We start from the raw sequence: 19,632 nt of genomic DNA, 5'->3' as shown, positions 1-19,632 counted from the left end.
CGGCCCTTCGCTTCAGCTTAGGGCGTTCGTCATTCGAAACGATTCACTGGATCGTTTCGTCGGCTGCGCCGACCATTCCTCACCCCCGCAGATACACCGAACCCGTATCGAAACTCAGGCCCGGAAACACCTTGGTGGTGAGATCGCCAGCCGAAACGCCATATTGCTTATGGATCATCGCCGCAGCCAGTTCGCGCAAATCGCCGGTCGGCATCAGGTCGCGGCCCTGGTAAAGCTGGTCTTCGCCCAAGCCCGGCCATGTGCCAAAGATCTTGCCGCCATCCACCGCGCCGCCGGCCAGAACCGCCACGCCGCCGGTGCCGTGATCGGTGCCGCCGCTGCCGTTTTCACGCGCCGTACGACCAAACTCGGTCATCGCCAGAACCACCGTCTTGCCCCAGGCATCCGCTCCCATGTTTTCCTTCAGCGTGGTGATCGCCAGTGCCAGCGTGCCGGCTACCTGCGCGAACTGCGCCTTCTGGTTCACATGCGTGTCCCAGCCGTTGATCGAAAAGCTGCCGATGCGGTAGTCGCGGGCCAGCAGGCTGCCGGCAAGTTTTGCCATATCCGCCACGCCCGTGCCGCGCTTGCCGCTGGCATATAGCGGATCGGTGGACATGTCGGTGCGAACAGCCTCGGCAAAGGCCTTGGAAAATTTCGGATCGCCTTCGTAAAGCCGCTCGAGAAAACGCACCTCGTCTTCAGCCAGCGCCACATCCGATTGTGCCGACCAGACATCGACATCGTTGGGTCCCGAGAGGATCAGTTCCATCGAGGTATTGATATCGATCGCCCGGCGACTGGCCGTGCGCGGAATGGCCGCCAGCGTGCGGTTCAGCCAGCCATTGCGCTCGCGCCTGTCGGCACCGCCGCTTTCAAGAATGTCCTGACCGTCGAAATGGCTGCGCTGGTCGCGGTAAGGCGTCGAGACGGCATGCACGAAGGACAGCTCCCGCGCCTGCCATAGCGGCATCAGCGATTGCGCCGCCGGATGCAGGCCAAAGCGGCCGTCGAGATCGGTCAGCCCGGTGTCCGGCGTCAGCGCCAGCTTTGGCCGCAGACCGGCATACGCCGGGTCGCCATAGGGCTGCAGCAGATCAAGTCCGTCCATCGCGCCACGCAAAATGATCGTTACGAAACGCGCATCGCCGGGGGTTGCGGCAAAACTGACCGGCGTCATCACCGGCATGGCCGCAAGGCAGCAGGCCGAAGCGAGAAAGCCGCGTCGCGACAGCTGAAAACGTGTCGAAGCGTCCATCGTCATCTCCTGTTGAACTCCGGCGAAACCAGAACCATGGTCATGCCATGCACCTTGCTCGGCGCCTGCCCGACAATCTTTGCCGTTTCGGGCCTTGCTGCATCGGCCAGTGCCGCGGCCAGAAAACCGGGAGGATCGAGGTCCTTGCCCAGCCCGCGCACTGCCAGCCGCGCCCAGGCGATCCGCTCACTCAGTTGGCTGGGTGAAAGCCAGGCGCCCATGTCATCGGCGAAGCCTGCGGGGCTTGGCGGCTGCCATACCGGCTGCCCCATGCGCCGCAGCGCCCCGAAGGTCACGGCACGTGCAAAACCGGGTTTTGGTGCGGCGGCCTTGGTGGTGGATTTCTTGATGTCTCCGGCTGCGGCATCACTCGTCGCAGCGGCTGCATCGGCACGTCCCATATCAGCGCCGCGCGGTCCCGGCTTTTCCGCCTGCACAACGTCATCGCCGTCTTCGGCCTCGTCCGGCCGCACCGGCACTTCGGCGTCCTCGTCATCCAGCGCCTTGGCCAGCGCCGTCAGTTCGGCTTCCTTGACATCCATGGCCCGCAGACCGGAAACCACAAAATCGAAAGGCTGCTTGAATTTCTGGCCCTCGCCCTCCCAGGCGCGTGGATGATCCAGCATCGCCTGATAGACCGCCGTCAGGTTGCCGTCGCTTGCGGTCCATGCCGCCACCATCGCCTCCACCACCTCGGTCGGCGGCTCGTCGGCGATGAAGTGTTTCACCAGCTTGCTGCATACGTGTTTTGCCGTCTCCGGCCGCCTGGCCAGATCGTCAAGCATGGCCACATGATCGGCTTCAGAACGCCCTTCCTCGCCATAGACCTTGCCCAGCAGCGAAAGGCGGCCAGGCTCCGCACGTTGGCGGCGATAGCCGACTTCCAGCGTGCGGGCATCGACGGTGACGCCGGTAAGGATCAATGCCGCGCCATGCACGTCGTCCTGATTGTATCCGGAGCCTGCGCCCATCGTGTGCAGTTCCAGCAGCTCGCGGCCGAGATTTTCGTTCACACCCGTACCGTTGCGAAGACCGGCCTGCGATTCCGGTCCAACCGAGCGGTTCTGATCGAGATAGAACAGCATGGCCGGATGCAGCACTGCGGCATGCAGAAGATTGACGAACGGCCCGCCGACATTCGGGCGGATCGCTTCGGCTTCGAACAAGGACACGATCATCCGCATCGCGTAGGTCTTGCGGGCGTTGACGGAAAAATGATCGACCCAGAAACTCGCCAGCCGTTCGAAAAAGCCGTTCTGGGAATGCACGGCCTGCATGATGCGCGCAAACGAATCACGCCGCAGCATGCGATCGGCCTCGCGCAGCGTGTCGCGCCGCAGTTCCGGATTGGGTTTTCCGGCCTGTGCCGTCTTTGCTTCGACCGCCCGCACAGAGAGAAGACGCAAAGCCGTCTCGCGCCTGCCTTCAAACCCTTCCCGCGGAAAGCGCGCCTTTGCCTTGGCGCCTCTTTCGACCTGCTTCATCAGATCGGCAGCGCTGGCCGGCGCATTTTCTTCACCCGGCTTCAGGCCATACCCAAATCGTATGGCAGCCATGGTGGGGCGGGAAAGTGTCATCGAGCACCTCGTTTCGAACCGTGGACAAGGGGTGATGTAGCACTGCGACACAAACGGCAACAGATTAAGGCGGATTTTCCTACATGAACGATTTGTAATGCGGCGTGATAGGGTGAAACAAATCGGGCAGGCACAACCTTGGATATAAACGCCGTAAAAGCTTATTCGTTCCCGCCGAGATCAGACACCCAATCACCTTTAACCCATTGACGCAATTAATGTTTTTTTCATTCGACCATGAGCATATGCTGCCGAGCTGAAACGGACATGAGACATTCTGGATGCCAAGCCGCTTCCTGACTGACGAGAATGAAATCCGCATCAAGTCGGAGATCGCAAAAGCACAGGCGGCTTCGGTCATGGACCGGATGTATTATATGCTCGCCACCAATGCGGTCATCGCTGGCTGCGCCTATGCCGTTTCCACGGTGGGCCACGGCACCGATACGCTTGCACCATACTGGCTGGCGACACTGCTTCTGACGCTGATCGTTAGGGGCGGAATGACCGCCAGAATGATGCGCCGTGATCTGGCCGGTACGAATCCGCAAAAGACGCTACTGATTCTCGCGGCCGGCAAATTCGTCACCGGCTGCACATGGGCTGCCCTTCCCTTCCTGTTCGCAGATTTCGATGCAACCAGCGTCGATGGCGGCATCTATCTGATGATGCTCGGCATTGCCGCAGCCACGGTGCTGATGGGCGCCGGCAACAGTCTCGCGCCGCTCGCCTTTGCGCTGCCGGTGCATGTAGCGGTCATCGTTTCACTGCTGCCGCAGGGCATACACGGCCTGATGCTGGCGCTTTGCGTCACCGCACTGACACTGCTTCTCTATCGCGGCAGCAAACAGTCTGAGGTCACTTTCGCCAGCAATACGCGCGGCACCGTTCAGGCCAAGGCGCTGGCGGAATCCCTGTCCAGGGCCAATAGCGAAATCCTCAGCACCAATGCCCGGCTGGAACATCTGGCCAAATGCGATCCGCTCACCGGCCTTGCCAACCGCACAGCTTTCAACGAGGCGCTGGCGGCAGGCATAGAAAGCTGCGTCGATGGCAGCGGTCGCCAGCTGGCGCTGCTGATGCTCGATCTCGACGGCTTCAAAATGATCAACGATACGCTTGGCCACAGTGTCGGCGATACGTTGCTCGTCTATATCTCGAACCGCATGCGCCGCTCCATCGAAGGCGCCGATCTTCTGGCGCGTCTTGGCGGCGACGAGTTTGCGGTCATCTTTTCCGGCACCGACGCTGTGGAGCGCGCGCGCCAGCAATGTGATGCCATGCTGGAACGCAGCCATGGCCCCATCAGCATTGCCGGCCAGTCCTGCCTCGTCGGCACGTCCATCGGTCTGTCGATCTATCCGGATCACGCCACCAATGCGGAAGAGCTGTTCATCTGCGCCGATATGGCATTGTATCGCGCCAAGGACAGCGGCCGCGGACGCTGGTGCGAATTCCACCCGGATTTCCGCGCCGAAGCCACCCGCCGTCACCAGATCGAACAGGATCTCGGCGCCGCCATCACCAGCGGCGCAGTCGAGGCATGGTTCCAGCCGCAGGTCATGCTGGATGAAAGCGGCATTATCGGATTCGAGGCATTGGTGCGCTGGCACCACCCGCAACTCGGCCCCATCGCACCACCCGATATCGTGCTGGCCGCACTTGCCACACACCAGTCGGACCGGCTGACCGGCACGATCGCCGAAGCCGCCTGCCGCCTGCTCACGCGCCTGCCGGACATGGGCCTGCCGCATGCCACCGTGTCGATCAACGTGTCACCGCGCGAACTTTCCGTCTATTCCGTCGTCGATGTCGTCGATGCCATTGTCGCCCGCCACAAGATCAATCCGGCCCTGCTGGAAATCGAGATCACCGAGGAAGCGCTGCTCGATACCGACATGATCGGCGATCAGCTGGCCCGCATTTCCCGCTCCGGCTACAAGCTCGCCGTCGATGATTTTGGCGCCGGCCATTCCTCGCTGACCTATCTCACCGGCCTCAAGGTCGACCGCCTGAAGATCGATCGCGGCATCGCCGCCGCCGTCACCTCCAGCCGCCAGAGCCAGAATATCGTTTCCGCGCTTGTCGGCCTCGGCCAGTCGCTGTCGATCGACGTGCTCGTCGAAGGGGTCGAAACCTTCGAAGATGCAGCCGCCCTGCAGGAACTCGGCTGCCACACCGCGCAGGGTTATTTCTTCGCCCGGCCGATGCCGCCCGAACGCCTCGCCGGCTGGATCGCCGAACGCCCGTCCAACACGACAGAGGTCGATTTCAAGCGCAGCGCCGGCCGCAAGACCTGAACCTCCGGTTCACTTTTTGTACTGGTTTTATGGCCCCGCCCTCTTCACAATGGAGAAAACGCACTCCATATTCGCGGCATGGCCAGATCTCCGAAAAAACCCTTGCCCTCCAAACCCAGCGGTTTTGAGGAAGCTCCCCAGTCATCGTTCGAAGGCGCGCCGCTGGAAGGCAGCGTTTCCGACTGGGTGAGGCAGCTCGAATCCGAGGCGGAACTGTCGGGCATCGAGACGCAGCGCGAGATCGCCTCCAAGGCAGGCAAACACCGCAAGAAGATCGAGATCGCCGCCCGCGAGGAAGCCATCAAGGCCGCCGCGAAGGAAAAGCCCAAGACTGCCAAGAACACGACGGCCAGCAAGACGTCGCGCGGCGTCTCGATCGGCGCCTCCAACGACCCAAAGACCCGCGCCGCCGCCGGCCTCAATCCGGTCGCCGGCATGGATGTATCGCTGGAGGAGGCGGAACATCTCGCCACCGGTGCCGTCACCGCCACGGTCGAGGCCCTCTCCGCACTGATCGAAAGCGGCAACCCGCTCTTCAAGGACGGAAAACTGTGGACGCCGCACCGCCCTGCCCGGCCGGAAAAATCCGAGGGCGGCATCAACATCCGCATGGATTCCGAATACCAGCCCGCCGGCGACCAGCCGACCGCCATCGCCGATCTCGTCGAGGGCATCAACAACAACGAGCGCAGCCAGGTCCTGCTCGGCGTCACCGGATCCGGCAAGACGTTCACGATGGCCAAGGTGATCGAGGCCACCCAGCGCCCCGCCGTCATCCTCGCCCCCAACAAGACGCTGGCCGCGCAGCTCTATTCCGAGTTCAAGAATTTCTTCCCCGACAACGCGGTCGAATATTTCGTCTCCTATTACGACTATTACCAGCCGGAAGCCTATGTGCCGCGCTCCGACACGTTCATCGAGAAGGAATCCTCGATCAACGAACAGATCGACCGCATGCGCCATTCCGCCACCCGCTCGCTGCTGGAGCGCGACGACTGCATCATCGTCGCTTCGGTCTCCTGCATCTACGGTATCGGCTCGGTCGAAACCTACACCGCCATGACATTTCAGATGGAAGTCGGCGACCGGCTCGACCAGCGCCAGTTGCTCGCCGACCTCGTGGCCCAGCAATACAAACGCCAGGACATCAATTTCATCCGCGGCTCGTTCCGGGTCCGCGGCGACACGATCGAAATCTTCCCCGCCCACCTGGAAGATGCCGCATGGCGCATCTCGATGTTCGGCGACGAGATCGACTCGATCACCGAGTTCGACCCGCTCACCGGCCAAAAGACCGGCGACCTGAAATCGGTAAAAATCTACGCCAACTCGCACTACGTGACGCCGCGCCCCACCCTCAACGGCGCGATCAAATCCATCAAGGACGAGCTGAAAATCCGCCTCGCCGAGCTGGAAAAGGGCGGCCGCCTGCTGGAAGCGCAGCGCCTCGAACAGCGCACCCGCTACGATATCGAAATGCTCGAAGCCACCGGCTCCTGCGCCGGCATCGAAAACTATTCGCGCTATCTCACCGGCCGCAGCCCCGGCGAACCGCCACCGACCCTGTTCGAATACATCCCCGACAACGCCCTTCTGTTCATCGACGAAAGCCACGTCTCCGTCAGCCAGATCGGCGGCATGTATCGCGGCGACTTTCGGCGCAAGGCGACGCTGGCCGAATACGGTTTCCGTCTCCCGTCCTGCATGGACAACCGCCCGCTGCGCTTCGAGGAATGGGACGCGATGCGCCCCCTCACCGTCGCCGTGTCGGCCACGCCCGGCAATTGGGAAATGGAACAGTCCGGCGGCGTGTTTGCCGAACAGGTCATCCGCCCCACCGGCCTGATCGACCCGCCGGTCGAGGTGCGGTCCGCCCGCTCCCAGGTCGACGACGTGCTCGGCGAAATCCGCGAAACTGCGCAAAAAGGCTACCGCACCCTCTGCACGGTCCTCACCAAGCGCATGGCCGAAGACCTTACCGAATACCTGCACGAACAGGGTGTTCGCGTGCGCTACATGCACTCGGACATCGACACGCTGGAACGCATCGAAATCATCCGCGACCTGCGCCTCGGCGCCTTCGACGTGCTGGTCGGCATCAACCTGCTGCGCGAGGGCCTCGACATTCCCGAATGCGGTTTCGTCGCCATCCTCGACGCCGACAAGGAAGGTTTTTTGCGCTCGGAGACGTCCCTCATCCAGACCATTGGACGTGCGGCGCGTAACGTCGACGGCAAGGTCATCCTGTATGCCGACAAGATCACCGGCTCGATGCAACGCGCCATGGACGAAACCGCCCGCCGCCGTGAAAAGCAGGTCGCCTACAACACCGAACACGGCATCACCCCGGAATCGGTGAAAGCCCGCATTTCCGACATCCTCGACTCGGTCTATGAGCGCGACCACGTCCGCGCCGACATTTCCGGCGCATCCGGCAAGGGGTTTGCAGACGGCGGCCATCTGGTCGGCAACAACCTGCAAAGCCATCTCAACGCGCTGGAAAAATCTATGCGCGATGCTGCGGCGGATCTCGACTTCGAAAAGGCCGCCCGCCTGCGCGACGAAATCAAACGCCTCAAGGCCGCCGAACTGGCGACCATGGACGACCCGATCGCGCGGGACGAAGCACGTTCACAGGAAGGTGGCGGCCGGAAGGGCAAGGGCGCGGCAAACGCAAGCTCGTCATCCTCGCCCACCACCTCTCCGTCGTCATCCTCGGGCTTGACCCGAGGACCCACAGCCACGGATGAAGAGAAAGCCAACTCCCTCTTCCGACGCAACAGCCTCGACGAAATGACCGTCGGCCGCACCGAAAAGCCGACCACCGGAAAACTTCCTGAGAAACCCGTCACCGAACCCGGCAAACGGTTCTCGCCACTGATGGAAGGCCAGCCGCAACGCGCCGACAAGGACGATGTTCGCCCGCTGGTGCGCGGCAAGGTCGGTGCCGGAAGTTATGAGGATGCGGGCGATGCCAAGCAACAGAAGCGGCGGACGAAGGGCAAGACGGGGAGGCCGGGGCGGTAGGCCTCCCCCGATCATTGGGAAGATGGCATTGGACCACGGTAAAAACCGCATGACCGAAAATGGCTATTGCACTGCAAAAACTCCAGTATAGTTTCTTCCCATGAATTCGTCATGGGGATCTACATCGTGTTACGTCTACTGGCCCTTGCCTTCCTTTGTCTTTCTGCAGTGTTTTACGGCATCATGGTAGGTCAAACCCGTATTTTTCCCTATCAATACGCTGTCCGTCTTCAGCAAAATATTATTGGTCATAATATAGCGGTCAACACCTCTTACGACACGCTCGATACGATCTACAAAAGCCGAATCTCCGATAACATCACACTGATCGGCGACTCCCACGTCCAATATGGTGACTGGTCAAAACTGCTGCATCGCAACGATGTCACCAATCTCGGCATTGGTGGCGAGCGGTCGTCGCAATTGCGCAACCGGCTGGGCCGTTATGACATAGCGCCCTCGGTCATCGTCATTTCTATCGGCACGAACGACATCGACAATATGAGCCTTGCCGAAAGCGACGCCAATACCCGTGTCGTTCTAGCTGAAGCGCAGAAGAGAGCGAAACACGTCATTTTTCTGGCACCCCCGCCCACATCGACACCAAGTATCAATGCCAACATCCGGCTGCTGCGCGAGCAACAGCGGCTGGCCTGCGGCAGCGGCTGTTTCTACCTCGACCTGACGGACGCACTCTCGACCAATGGCCTCGTACGTGCGGAACTGAGCGCCGACGGCATCCATCTGAAAGATGCCGGTTACCAGATCATCGCCACCGCGCTGCGCGATGAGATCGCCCGATACGAGACGCAAACAGCACCTGCGCCTCCCGGTGAGACAATTTCCATGTTCTGATAGTCGCGACCAGCGCCCAGAACACCTGCTGCTCATCTTGACCGCTGGAAACGTACAGACGGGCATGGGTCGCAAAAACCGACACTTCCTCATCCGCAGATTCACCCTCCATAAACCAACCTCATGCCATATCTCCTTCACCACCCTGCAAGGAGTCCCGCCACGATGATCGGCTTCAGAAACACCCATAACCAGCCCATCTACGTGAACCGGGCGCAGGTCCTATATGTCACGACATTCGAGGAAGACGTTTCCGTCATCGCGCTGGCCTTGGCCGGGTCCGGCGGCAAGCCGGTGACCGTGCATGTGCGCGGCAGCGTCGAGCTGGTCGCCTCCAAACTTTCCGCACCGCCAGCGCCCGCCGCCGTTCCGGCGCGCTGACACCATCACAGAACAAAAAAAGCCGCAGGACATATCCGGCGGCTTTTTCGTGTATGCTTGTTTTTGTGGCCGCGCCCGGCCCTTCGCTAACGCTCAGGGCGTTCCTCGCTGCAATCGATTCACTGGATCGATTGCTCGGGCTTTCGCCCGACCGCTCGTCACCCCACAAACGCCCGCTCAATGACAAACTCGCTCGGCTTGTTGTTGGCGCCTTCGGTCAGGCCGGCGCGTTCCAGACGTTCCTTGGTGTCCTTCAGCATCGCCGCCGAGCCGCAGATCATGCCGCGATCCACCGCCGGGTCGAGCGCCGGCACACCGAGATCGGCAAACAGTTTGCCATTGTCGATGAGGTCGGTGATGCGGCCCTGGAACGGGTAGTCTTCGCGGGTCACGGTCGAATAAAGTTTCAGCTTGTCGCCGACGATTTCCGACAGGAATTCGTGGTTCCTGATCTCGTCCACGAGGTCAAAACCATATTTCAGCTCCGCCACTTCGCGGCAGGTATGGGTGAGGATGACTTCCTCGAATTTTTCATAGGTTTCCGGGTCGCGGATCAGGCTGGCAAACGGCGCGATGCCGGTGCCGGTCGAAAACATGTAGAGCCGCTTGCCGGGCGTGAGCGCATCGAGAACCAGTGTACCGGTCGGCTTCTTGCGCATCAGCACGGTATCGCCCGGCTTGATCTTCTGGAGATGCGAGGTCAGCGGACCATCCGGCACCTTGATCGAGAAAAATTCGAGTTCCTCGTCCCAGGCGGGGCTGGCGATCGAATAGGCACGGTAGATCGGCTTTTCACCCACCATCAGCCCGATCATCGCAAACTCGCCCGAGCGGAAACGGTAACCGGCCGGCCGCGTCATGCGGAAGCGAAAAAGGTGGTCGGTGTAATGCTCGACGGACAAAACCGTCTCGGCAAACACACCGTCCGGGATTTTTGCTGCGAATTCTTCAGGCTTGGCGGGAGCGTTCATTAGGCCGGTCCAGTCTCGTTCGTCATCGTTTCGCGGCGCATCGGCGCCGCCCTCCAGTCCCTCATATCACGGAGAGACCCTCAATGGTTTTCGGAATTATACCAAAATCCTCAGGTTTCAAAGCGGTCAGCTTGTCACGCCTGCTGCGCAGCCAGTGCACGGCGGCGCCAGCTATAGCCCTGGCCCGCTTCCGCTGCCTTCACCGCCGGCTGGTAATGTTCGTTGATACCCGGCAGGCGTCCTTCCGACAACCGCTTGATGGCCGTCGCATTGGTCACAGCAAACGTGTCGATCCCCACCCGCAGCATCAGCGGCACCTGGTCGATCAGCACGTCACCGACGGCGCGCACTTCTCCGCCATAACCCAGCCGATCTCGCAACAGCGTGCCTTGCGAAAACGCCCGGCCATCATTGAAGGCCGGAAAGCTCACCGCCACGACGTCCAGCCGCGACAGATAGGGCTCCAACTTCGTCACATCGTCCGCCGGGTAAAGCACAACGCCAAGACCGACATCGTTGCTCTCCTCTGCCCTGGCGATGAGAGCGTCCAGCGGCAGCAGAACCTTCTGGCCCTCGCCCGCCTTCACCTCGTCTGTCTCGATCACCCAGGGATCGTTGTCGACAAAACCACTCTCGCGCCAGATCTTTTGTTCGGTCGCCATGCTTCAAGCCGCCTCCGCCTTGGCATCGCCATAGAGCGCATCCTTGAAAGGCTGCGGCCCGACGCGCCGATAGGCATCCAGAAAGATCTCGTCCCTGGACAGCCGAAGTCCGAGATAGGTATCGACGATCTTTTCGATCGCATCCGTCACCTTGGACGGTTCGAAACCACGGCCGATGATCTCGCCGATCGACGTGTGTTCGTCGCCAGAGCCACCCAGGGTGATCTGGTAGAGCTCCGCGCCCTTCTTTTCGACCCCCAGCAGACCGATATGGCCGACATGGTGGTGACCGCAGGCATTGATGCAGCCCGAAATCTTGATCTTCAGCTCACCGATTTCCGCCTGCCGCTCCGGCGCGCCAAAACGGGTGGAAATCTCCTGCGCCACCGGGATCGAGCGGGCATTCGCCAGTGCGCAATAGTCCAGGCCGGGACAGGCAATGATATCGGTGATCAGCCCGGCATTGGCGGTCTCCAGCCCCTGCGCCAGCAGCGCGCGATAAAGCGGCTCCAGATCGGCCAGCGCCACATGTGGCAGGATGACGTTCTGCTCATGGCTGATGCGGATTTCGTCATTGCCGAATTCTTCGGCCAAATCGGCAATCGCATCCATCTGCACATCCGAGGCATCACCCGGAATGCCGCCGATCGGTTTCAGCGAAATCGTCACCATCCCGTAATCGGGATGTTTGTGGGGACAGACGTTCTGATCCACCCAGCGGGCAAACCCGGCATCGGCCTTTTTCCAGCCCGCCAGTTGCGCCCAGCCTTCGGCACGCGCCGGCAGGGCGGGCGGCGCAAAATAGGCGCTGATGGCTTCGATATCGGCGACAGGCAGCGTCAACTCGGTGCCGGCCAGATGCGAAAACTCTTCCTCGACCTGCCGCGTCAGTTCCTCGACACCCGTCTCATGCACGAGGATCTTGATACGTGCCTTGTACTTGTTGTCGCGGCGGCCATGCAGGTTATAAACGCGCATGATCGCGGTGATGTAGGTCAGGAGATCGGCCTCGGGCAGAAAGTCCTTGATCTTCTTGGCGATCAGCGGCGTGCGACCCTGTCCGCCACCGACATAAACGGCAAAGCCGATCTCGCCAGCCGCATTCTTTTTCAGATGCAGGCCGATATCGTGGACCTGAATGGCGGCACGGTCGCGCTCGGCACCGGTCACGGCGATCTTGAATTTGCGCGGAAGAAACGAAAATTCCGGGTGAACCGACGACCACTGGCGCAGGATTTCCGCATAAGGGCGCGGGTCGGCCACTTCGTCGGCAGCAGCACCAGCAAAGTGGTCGGCGGTGACATTGCGTATGCAGTTGCCGGACGTCTGCAGCGCGTGCATTTCCACGCTTGCCAGTTCGGCCAGAATGTCCGGTGTGTCCGAAAGCCTTGGCCAGTTATACTGGATGTTCTGGCGGGTGGTGAAATGGCCGTAACCGCGGTCATATTTACGGGCGATATGCGCCAGCATGCGCATCTGTTTGCCATTCAGCGTGCCATAGGGAATGGCGACGCGCAGCATATAGGCATGCAGCTGAAGATAAACACCGTTCATCAGCCGCAGCGGCTTGAACGCATCCTCGGCCAGTTCACCCGACAGACGGCGCGATACCTGATCGCGAAACTGCTCCACGCGGTCGGCAACAAAAGCGTGGTCGAATTCATCGTAACGATACATGACGGTCCCGGATCAAACTCAGACTGCGATGAAGGCCGGGTCGGCGGTGCCGTAACCGGTAGCGTAATGCATGGTCGGCCCCTGGGCGCGGATGCGCTCGCGCAGACGAACCGGCCAGAGCTGGCCATTGATCTCCTGCACATCGACAACGGCCACATCGACGACCCGGTTATCGACAAAATCGCGCTTGCCGATGGCTTCCAGCGAAGTGACGGCTTCCGCATGGCGCGCCACCAGCGCATCCTGCAGGCGTTCGTTCCACTGGCCGGTCGCGTCCAGCCAGACGGCAATGCCGTCGGACAGGCGGTTGGCAGTCAAAACCTTGTCAGTCATTGTTTTGATCCCATTCCTTCGCGTGCCGTGACGATACCCACCGCCATCGGCTCGGACTTTTGCAAATTCGCACCGGCAACGGCGTCGCCGATGATCACCATGACAGGGCCTGTCAGTTCGTCGCGCAGCTCCAGATCTGGCAGATCGGAGAGACGGCCATGAAACAGCCGGCGATCCCGGCGGCTGGCGTTTTCGATCGCGGCCACATGCGTATCGGGCGAAAGACCGGCTTCGATCAGACGATCCGTGACGGAGGCGGCAACCGTGCGGCCCATATAGACGGCAACCGTGGCACCGTTGACCGCAAGGCTTGCCCAGTCGGGCAGCGTGTCGCCGGTCAGGTCATGACCGGTCGTGAAGATCAGCGAGGAAGCAACACCGCGCAGCGTCAGCGGCAGATCGAAATCGGCAGCGGCGGCAAAGGCGGAGGTGATGCCGGGCACGATTTCATAGGAAATGCCGGCCTTGCGCAACGCGTCCATTTCTTCGGCCGCACGACCATAAACCAGCGGATCACCGGATTTCAGGCGCACAACACGCTGGCCGGCCTTGCCGAGCTCGACCAGCAGATCGTTGATCTCGCCCTGCGTCTTCGAATGCGCGTTCTTGCGCTTGCCGACTGAAATACGTTCGGCATCGCGGCGACCCATATCGACGATCGCCTGCGGCACCAAGGCGTCGTAAACGATCACATCGGCTTCCATCAGCACGCGCTGGGCGCGCAACGTCAAAAGGTCTTCGGCACCCGGACCAGCACCCACCAGCCAGACATGGCCGGAAACACTGTTATCGGCGGACAGAAGCGCATTGGCGGTGCGGCGCGCAGTGGCGATATCGCCGGCATCGACCGCATCGGCAACGCTTGCGGAAAAGAACCGGCGCCAGAAAATGCGGCGCGCCACGCCACGCGGCACCAGCTTTTCGGCGGCGTCACGATAGTCGGCGGCAAGAGTGGCAAGGCGGCCGAGCGAAGGCGACAGCATCTGGTCGATACGGGCGCGGATCATCTGGGCGAGAACCGGCCCTGCCCCTTCGGTGCCGATCGCAATTGCAACGGGCGCGCGGCTGACGAGAGCCGGCGTGTAGAAATCGCAGACTTCGGGCTGATCGACGGCATTAGCCGGAATGCGGCGCTCGCGGGCGGCGGCCACGATGCGGCGATCCAGTGCGGCATCACCGGTCGCGGCAAAAACCAGCGTGGTGCCATCGAGAAGCTCAGGCGAAAAATCGAGATGACGGGTGGCGATGTGCTGCTCAGCCAGGAAAGCCGCATATTCGGCTTCCGGCTCGGCGGCGTAAGCGACGATCGTGGCGTCGGTATTCCTCAGAAGACGTGCCTTGGCGAAGGCTTCGTCACCATTGCCGAAAACCGCAACAGTCTTACCGGACACCCGGAAGAAGGCGGGAAAAACATTCAGGCGTGCGTTTTCACTGCTCATTGCCAACTCATCTATTGCGAATTGCAATTTAGCGCGATTTCGCCGTTCCTTAGAAGAAAAGGGCGTGCGCAGAAACCAGAATGCCGACATTTTCCTACTCCGCAACCGCTCAGGCTGAGTAAAAGCAACCGCCATCCATTTTTGCAGGCGGCGATGCCGAGAATTGAAAGTTGCGGATTAAAGCGCCTAGCCTTTGGCCGCAATGCCGCAACCTGCGATTTGATCAGGCTTTGCCGCTTAAATTGCGAGCCGACGGGATTTCCTGTTGTTATGCAAATCCAAAGGGCAAAACCGCTGCACACTTGCCCGAGACATGTTCTAAGGTGCGGCGCAATAACCGGAGCTTCGATCATGGCCGCAAAGACACTGGCACCACGCCTGCTCGACGTCATCGAGCATAACATCCTGCCGCTAACGGCAAAAGGCGTTGCTGCCGGCAACAAGGTGTTCGGCGCCGCCATCCTGCGCAAGTCCGACCTGTCGCTAGTCATCGCCGAAACCAATAACGAGACGGAAAACCCGCTCTGGCATGGCGAAATCCATGCACTCAAACGTTTTCATGAATTGAAGGAAAAGTTCGATCCGAAGGAACTGATCTTTCTCTCCACCCATGAACCCTGCACGATGTGCATGTCGGCGATCACATGGGCCGGTTTCGACAATTTCTACTATTTCTTCAGCCACGAGGATTCGCGCGACGCTTTCGCCATCCCGCATGATCTGAAGATCCTCAAGGAGGTGTTTGGACTGGAGCCGGGCGGCTATCGGCGAAACAACGCCTTCTGGCATTCCTACTATATCGGCGATCTGGTCGAGACCGAAGACAAGCCACTGCGCAAACAGCTCAGGGAGCAGACGACGCTGATCAGGTCGATCTACGACAGCCTGTCCGGCCTTTACCAATCGGCCAAGGCCGATAACAGCATTCCGCTTCGCTGAAGCGACGTTCGAAGGATTTATTGGCATGGAAGCATCGCAGGACATTTCGCGGCTGATCGAGATCATGGCGGCGCTGCGCAATCCCGAAACGGGTTGCCCCTGGGACATCGTCCAGACCTATGAGACGATCAAGCCCTACACGATCGAGGAAGCCTATGAGGTGGCCGACGCGATCGAGCGCAAGGACATGGACGATCTCTGCGATGAACTCGGCGACCTTCTGCTGCAGGTGGTCTTCCATTCGCGTATCGCCGAAGAAGCCGGCGAGTTCGGCTTCGGCGACGTCGTCGAGGCAGTTACCCAAAAGATGATCCGCCGCCACCCGCATGTGTTTGCCCGCTCCGATGCCGACACACCGGAAGCCGTAAAACTGCAATGGGACGCCATCAAGAAACAGGAAAAGCGCGATCGTGCCGAACGACGTGCCAAGCGTGGCATCACGGAAGACTTCAAGGCCGGCCATCTCGGCGGCGTCCAGCGCAGCCAGCCCGCACTGACCGAAGCCCTGAAACTGCAGGAACAGGCGGCCCGTGTCGGTTTCGACTGGTCCGAGGCGGAACCGATCCTCGACAAGATCGAGGAAGAAATCGGCGAATTGCGCGAGGCGATGAAGGCCGGCAAGCCGGAATCCGTCAGCGACGAACTCGGCGACCTGATCTTTGCTCTGGTCAATATCGGCCGCCATGTCGGTGCCGATCCGGAAAATGCCCTGCGCGGCACCAACACAAAGTTTCGTCGCCGATTCAACCATATCGAAACGTCTCTTGAGAAACGAAATGAGACGCTCGAGGCGGCATCGCTGGAGAAGATGGAAGAGCTTTGGCAGGCGGCCAAGGCGATCGAGCGAGAACTGACGTGAGCCAAGACGACATGATCACGACAGGCCACCAGCATGCGATTTGAAAAACTCGAGATCGCCATTGCCGGCGCGGGCATTGGCGGGTTGTCGCTTGCCGCCATGCTGGCCAGCCGTGGCGCAAAGGTCGTCATCTACGACCAGATGGCCGCACCGCAACCGGTCGGCTCCGGCTTCGTGCTACAGCCGACCGGGGCAACCGTTCTGTCGCATATGGGCCTGCTCGACAAGGCGGCGGCACGCGGCGCCGTCATCAACCGCATGCATGGCAAGCTTGCGGGATCGAACAGGACGGTTCTGGAAATCGGCTACGGCAAGGCGCGGCACGGCATCGCCATCCAGCGCGTCGCCCTGTTCGATATTCTTCTCAAAGCGGCAGTGTCGGCCGGCGTAACTTTCGAGACCTCGTCGAAAGCCGTGGACATGACCGGTGGCGAAAGGCCGACAATCGTTCTGGAAGGCGGCCGCGTAACGCCGCCCGCGGATCTCGCCATCGACGGCATGGGCGCCAATTCGCCGATTGGGCACATCGCATCGAAGGAACTCGGTTACGGCGCCCTCTGGGCAACCGTGCCGTGGCCGGAAGATGGTCCGTTTCATCCGCATGAACTGGAACAGCGTTATTTTCGCGCCAGCCGCATGGCCGGCGTGCTGCCGGTCGGCACTGCCCGCGACGGCGCGTCAAAAATGGCGACGTTTTTCTGGAGCCTCCGAAATCAGGATATCGACGCCTGGCGGAATTCCGGCCGCGATGTCTGGATCGCCGAAGTCGCAAAAATGTGGCCGGAGACGGTGCCCTTTGCCGAGATCGCCGAACCGGTGCATGCGCGCTACCGTCATCATACCCGCAAGCCGATCGCCGGCCGTCGCCTGCTGCGCATCGGCGACGCATGGCATGCGACAAGCCCGCAGCTTGGCCAGGGTGCCAACATGGCCCTGCTCGACGCCGCCTCCCTGATAACGGCGCTGGAGCGATCCGCAACGATCGAGGATGCGCTCGACCTGCATCTCAGGCAACGCCGCCTGCACATCTGGCTCTACCAGACACTGAGCTTGGTGATGACGCCCTTCTATCAGTCCGACAGCAAAATTCTGCCGGTCATCCGCGACATCGCCATTGCCCCGACAACGCAGCTACCGCTGATGCGCCAGTTGATCAGCCGGCTTGTCACGGGAGAATTTCTCGATCCGGTGAAGAGGATCGGCTTCGATCAGCGCGTCGACTGATAACCGACCGCTGCGAGCTGCTGCTTGAAATACCAGTAGCCGCCGGCGGTCAGCACTGCCACGACCGCGAACATCAGCCATCCCAGGGCCGTCAGCGTCTGCCTGTCAGCATTGCGATAATTGAGGCGCTTACCATAAAGCGCGAAACCGATTCCAAATATCAGTGAGGCCGGAACGAGCAAAAAGACATTCGGCTGGTAATTGACCTCCGCCACGCCCGCCCACGCTTTTTCCATCGGCCGCAGCACCCCATGCCAGCCAAGAACGATGCCGATGGCCAGCAGCAATACGCCCATCAGACGGATCTTGAGATCGTTCATCACATTCCTCGAAAACAGCCGCCGCTTAACGTAGAAATGCCCGCGTCAGCCTGTGACGCGGGCATGTTGATCTCTTGACGTTACGGTATGCCGTAAGGTCAGCGTTCCCAATCTTCCTTGTCCGGCCTGGTGCCATTGCCTAGCTTGCGGTCCAGTTCCGCCGCCTGCGCTTCCGACATGCGCACTTCCAGCGTCACGGAACCGTCCTCGTTGTCCTTGCGGTCATCGACGATGGCATTGGCATAGACCCACGACACCAGCGCCAGCTTTTCCGGCGGAATGGTCACGGCGGTTTCGGTCAGCACGCCGGAAAGACGGCGCGAGATCTCGTCCATCAGCGGATCGACGCCCTCGCCGGTGACAGCGGACAGCGCCATGATGTTGTCGCGGCCCGCAGCCCGATCCGCCAATGCGTCATGCGTTTCCGGCTCAAGACGATCAATCTTGTTCCATACCTCGATGATGCGTTCGGCACCTTCCTTCTCGCCGATCCCCAGATCGGCAAGGATGCGAAGAACATCACCCGATTGGGCGGCATTGTCCGGGTCGGACATGTCACGCACATGCAGGATGAGATCCGCTTCCAGCACCTCTTCCAGCGTTGCACGGAAGGCAGCGACCAGATGCGTCGGCAGGTCGGAAATGAAGCCGACAGTATCGGAGAGAATGACCGTGCGGCCATGCGGCAGCTTCATGCGGCGCAGCGTCGGGTCGAGCGTTGCAAACAGCATGTCTTCGGCCAGAACACCCGCACCGGTGATGCGGTTGAACAGCGTCGATTTGCCGGCGTTGGTGTAACCCACCAGCGCCACGATCGGATGCGGCACCTTGCGGCGCTTGGCACGGTGAAGCTGACGGGTCCGCACCACCTGCTCGAGCTCGCGCTCCAGCTTGATGATCTTGTCCTGCAACTGCCGCCGGTCGGCCTCGATCTGGGTTTCACCCGGACCACCCATGAAGCCCGCGCCACCGCGCTGGCGTTCCAGGTGGGTCCAGCTGCGAACCAGTCGGCCCTTCTGGTAGTTCAGATGTGCAAGATCGACCTGCAGCGTGCCTTCCTTCGTGGAGGCGCGGCGGCCAAAAATTTCGAGGATGAGGCCGGTACGGTCGATGACCTTGGCGCCCCATTCCTTTTCGAGATTGCGCTGCTGCACAGGCGTCAGCGGATGATCGACGATCACCAGACCGGCATCATGCTCGTCGAGCAGCGCCTTGATCTCTTCCATCTTGCCGGTGCCGATCAGGGTCGCCGGACGCGGCTGATTGACCCCAACGATCAGGCCCTGTGCGATGACAAGGTCGATGGCGCGGGCAAGCCCGATCGCCTCTTCCAGCCTGGCTTCATTGGAACGCTGAGGTGCCGCGACAAGCGGCGCATCCGTTTGGGCTCCGCGGGTCCGGTTCTGCTTGAGAACCGGCACCAGCACGAGAGCGCGCATGTCATCCCGGTGCTTTTCAGCTTCCGGGACGAGGGATTCATTCGAGGTATCGCGCGTTGCTATTTCGAAATGTCCTATCAGGCCGCGTTTTCTTCGGTCTCGAACATCTGCATCGGCTGGCCCGGCATGATGGTCGAGATCGCGTGCTTATACACGAGCTGGGAGTGTCCGTCACGGCGCAGCAAAACACAGAAGTTGTCGAACGAGGTGACGACACCTGTCAGCTTGACGCCGTTGATGAGGAAAATCGTAAGCGAGATCTTCTGCTTGCGAACTGTATTGAGGAAAAGATCCTGCAAATTCTGAGAACGTTCCGCCATGGCGCCGCTTCTTTCTTTCTTGCCGGCCTGTCGCCGGAATTATGTTTATAC

Annotated in this window: 17 protein-coding genes; 7 read left to right on the top strand and 10 right to left on the bottom strand. The window is 60.9% G+C overall.

Features of this window, described 5'->3' with window-relative positions; all coding sequences use genetic code 11:
• Positions 1-79 precede the first annotated feature (79 nt).
• A complete protein-coding gene (locus EDF70_RS12075; protein ID WP_132273539.1) occupies positions 80-1,264 on the bottom strand; it encodes a DUF1501 domain-containing protein in 1,185 nt (394 codons plus the stop codon).
• Entirely contained in the window at positions 1,261-2,835 is a 1,575-nt protein-coding gene (locus tag EDF70_RS12070) for a DUF1800 domain-containing protein (RefSeq protein WP_132273538.1), read from the bottom strand. The genes EDF70_RS12075 and EDF70_RS12070 overlap by 4 nt, the downstream gene beginning before the upstream one ends.
• Positions 2,836-3,116: 281 nt before the next feature.
• Between EDF70_RS12070 and EDF70_RS12065 the strand changes: the two genes are divergently transcribed.
• The 4 genes from EDF70_RS12065 to EDF70_RS12050 all read left to right on the top strand — a co-directional run bounded on the left by EDF70_RS12065 (position 3,117) and on the right by EDF70_RS12050 (position 9,398).
• Positions 3,117-5,135: an EAL domain-containing protein gene (locus EDF70_RS12065; protein WP_132273537.1), complete on the top strand. Its 2,019-nt coding sequence runs from the start codon at positions 3,117-3,119 to the stop codon at positions 5,133-5,135.
• A gap of 78 nt (positions 5,136-5,213) precedes the next feature.
• Positions 5,214-8,162 carry an excinuclease ABC subunit UvrB gene (gene uvrB, locus EDF70_RS12060; RefSeq protein WP_132273536.1) on the top strand — a complete coding sequence of 983 codons (2,949 nt, stop codon included), beginning with the start codon at positions 5,214-5,216 and terminating at the stop codon, positions 8,160-8,162.
• A gap of 111 nt (positions 8,163-8,273) precedes the next feature.
• Positions 8,274-9,017, top strand: coding sequence for a GDSL-type esterase/lipase family protein (locus tag EDF70_RS12055; protein ID WP_132273535.1), 744 nt, complete (start codon positions 8,274-8,276; stop codon positions 9,015-9,017).
• A gap of 165 nt (positions 9,018-9,182) precedes the next feature.
• Positions 9,183-9,398: a hypothetical protein gene (locus EDF70_RS12050; RefSeq protein WP_132273534.1), complete on the top strand. Its 216-nt coding sequence runs from the start codon at positions 9,183-9,185 to the stop codon at positions 9,396-9,398.
• A 158-nt stretch (positions 9,399-9,556) separates the two neighbouring features.
• Here the strand turns inward: EDF70_RS12050 and EDF70_RS12045 are convergent, their stop codons facing one another.
• From EDF70_RS12045 to cysG, 5 genes are all read right to left on the bottom strand, one after another.
• The gene (locus tag EDF70_RS12045) at positions 9,557-10,369 is read right to left on the bottom strand and encodes a ferredoxin--NADP reductase (protein WP_132273533.1); all 813 of its coding nucleotides are present in this window, start codon (positions 10,367-10,369) and stop codon (positions 9,557-9,559) included.
• Between the two features lie 134 nt (positions 10,370-10,503).
• Positions 10,504-11,031 carry a DUF934 domain-containing protein gene (locus EDF70_RS12040; RefSeq protein WP_132273532.1) on the bottom strand — a complete coding sequence of 176 codons (528 nt, stop codon included), beginning with the start codon at positions 11,029-11,031 and terminating at the stop codon, positions 10,504-10,506.
• A gap of 3 nt (positions 11,032-11,034) precedes the next feature.
• Positions 11,035-12,708, bottom strand: coding sequence for a nitrite/sulfite reductase (locus EDF70_RS12035; RefSeq protein ID WP_132273531.1), 1,674 nt, complete (start codon positions 12,706-12,708; stop codon positions 11,035-11,037).
• A gap of 18 nt (positions 12,709-12,726) precedes the next feature.
• Positions 12,727-13,041 (bottom strand): DUF2849 domain-containing protein, encoded by a 315-nt coding sequence (locus EDF70_RS12030; RefSeq protein ID WP_132273530.1) that lies wholly within the window; start codon positions 13,039-13,041, stop codon positions 12,727-12,729.
• Positions 13,038-14,480: a siroheme synthase CysG gene (cysG, locus tag EDF70_RS12025; RefSeq protein WP_132273529.1), complete on the bottom strand. Its 1,443-nt coding sequence runs from the start codon at positions 14,478-14,480 to the stop codon at positions 13,038-13,040. The genes EDF70_RS12030 and cysG overlap by 4 nt, the downstream gene beginning before the upstream one ends.
• Before the next feature lie 351 nt (positions 14,481-14,831).
• Between cysG and EDF70_RS12020 the strand changes: the two genes are divergently transcribed.
• From EDF70_RS12020 to EDF70_RS12010, 3 genes are read left to right on the top strand one after another with little or no spacing between them, the layout of a single operon-like run.
• Entirely contained in the window at positions 14,832-15,419 is a 588-nt protein-coding gene (locus EDF70_RS12020; RefSeq protein ID WP_132273528.1) for a nucleoside deaminase, read from the top strand.
• A gap of 25 nt (positions 15,420-15,444) precedes the next feature.
• Positions 15,445-16,278 carry a nucleoside triphosphate pyrophosphohydrolase gene (gene mazG, locus EDF70_RS12015; protein ID WP_132273527.1) on the top strand — a complete coding sequence of 278 codons (834 nt, stop codon included), beginning with the start codon at positions 15,445-15,447 and terminating at the stop codon, positions 16,276-16,278.
• Between the two features lie 33 nt (positions 16,279-16,311).
• Positions 16,312-17,502, top strand: coding sequence for an NAD(P)/FAD-dependent oxidoreductase (locus EDF70_RS12010; RefSeq protein ID WP_132273526.1), 1,191 nt, complete (start codon positions 16,312-16,314; stop codon positions 17,500-17,502).
• Here the strand turns inward: EDF70_RS12010 and EDF70_RS12005 are convergent.
• From EDF70_RS12005 to hfq, 3 genes are all read right to left on the bottom strand, one after another.
• On the bottom strand, positions 17,487-17,822 hold the full coding sequence (locus tag EDF70_RS12005) for a hypothetical protein (protein WP_132273525.1): 336 nt from the start codon (positions 17,820-17,822) through the stop codon (positions 17,487-17,489). The genes EDF70_RS12010 and EDF70_RS12005 overlap by 16 nt on opposite strands.
• 98 nt (positions 17,823-17,920) lie before the next feature.
• Positions 17,921-19,261: a GTPase HflX gene (gene hflX / locus EDF70_RS12000; RefSeq protein ID WP_132273524.1), complete on the bottom strand. Its 1,341-nt coding sequence runs from the start codon at positions 19,259-19,261 to the stop codon at positions 17,921-17,923.
• Positions 19,262-19,338: 77 nt separating this feature from the next.
• Positions 19,339-19,581 (bottom strand): RNA chaperone Hfq, encoded by a 243-nt coding sequence (gene hfq / locus EDF70_RS11995; protein ID WP_007757453.1) that lies wholly within the window; start codon positions 19,579-19,581, stop codon positions 19,339-19,341.
• Positions 19,582-19,632 lie beyond the last annotated feature (51 nt).

The sequence above is a fragment of the Neorhizobium sp. JUb45 genome, assembly GCF_004343585.1.
Classification (GTDB): domain Bacteria; phylum Pseudomonadota; class Alphaproteobacteria; order Rhizobiales; family Rhizobiaceae; genus Neorhizobium.
The sequence above is the reverse complement of the archived record's forward strand: the minus strand, read 5'-3'. Positions and strand labels throughout refer to the sequence as shown.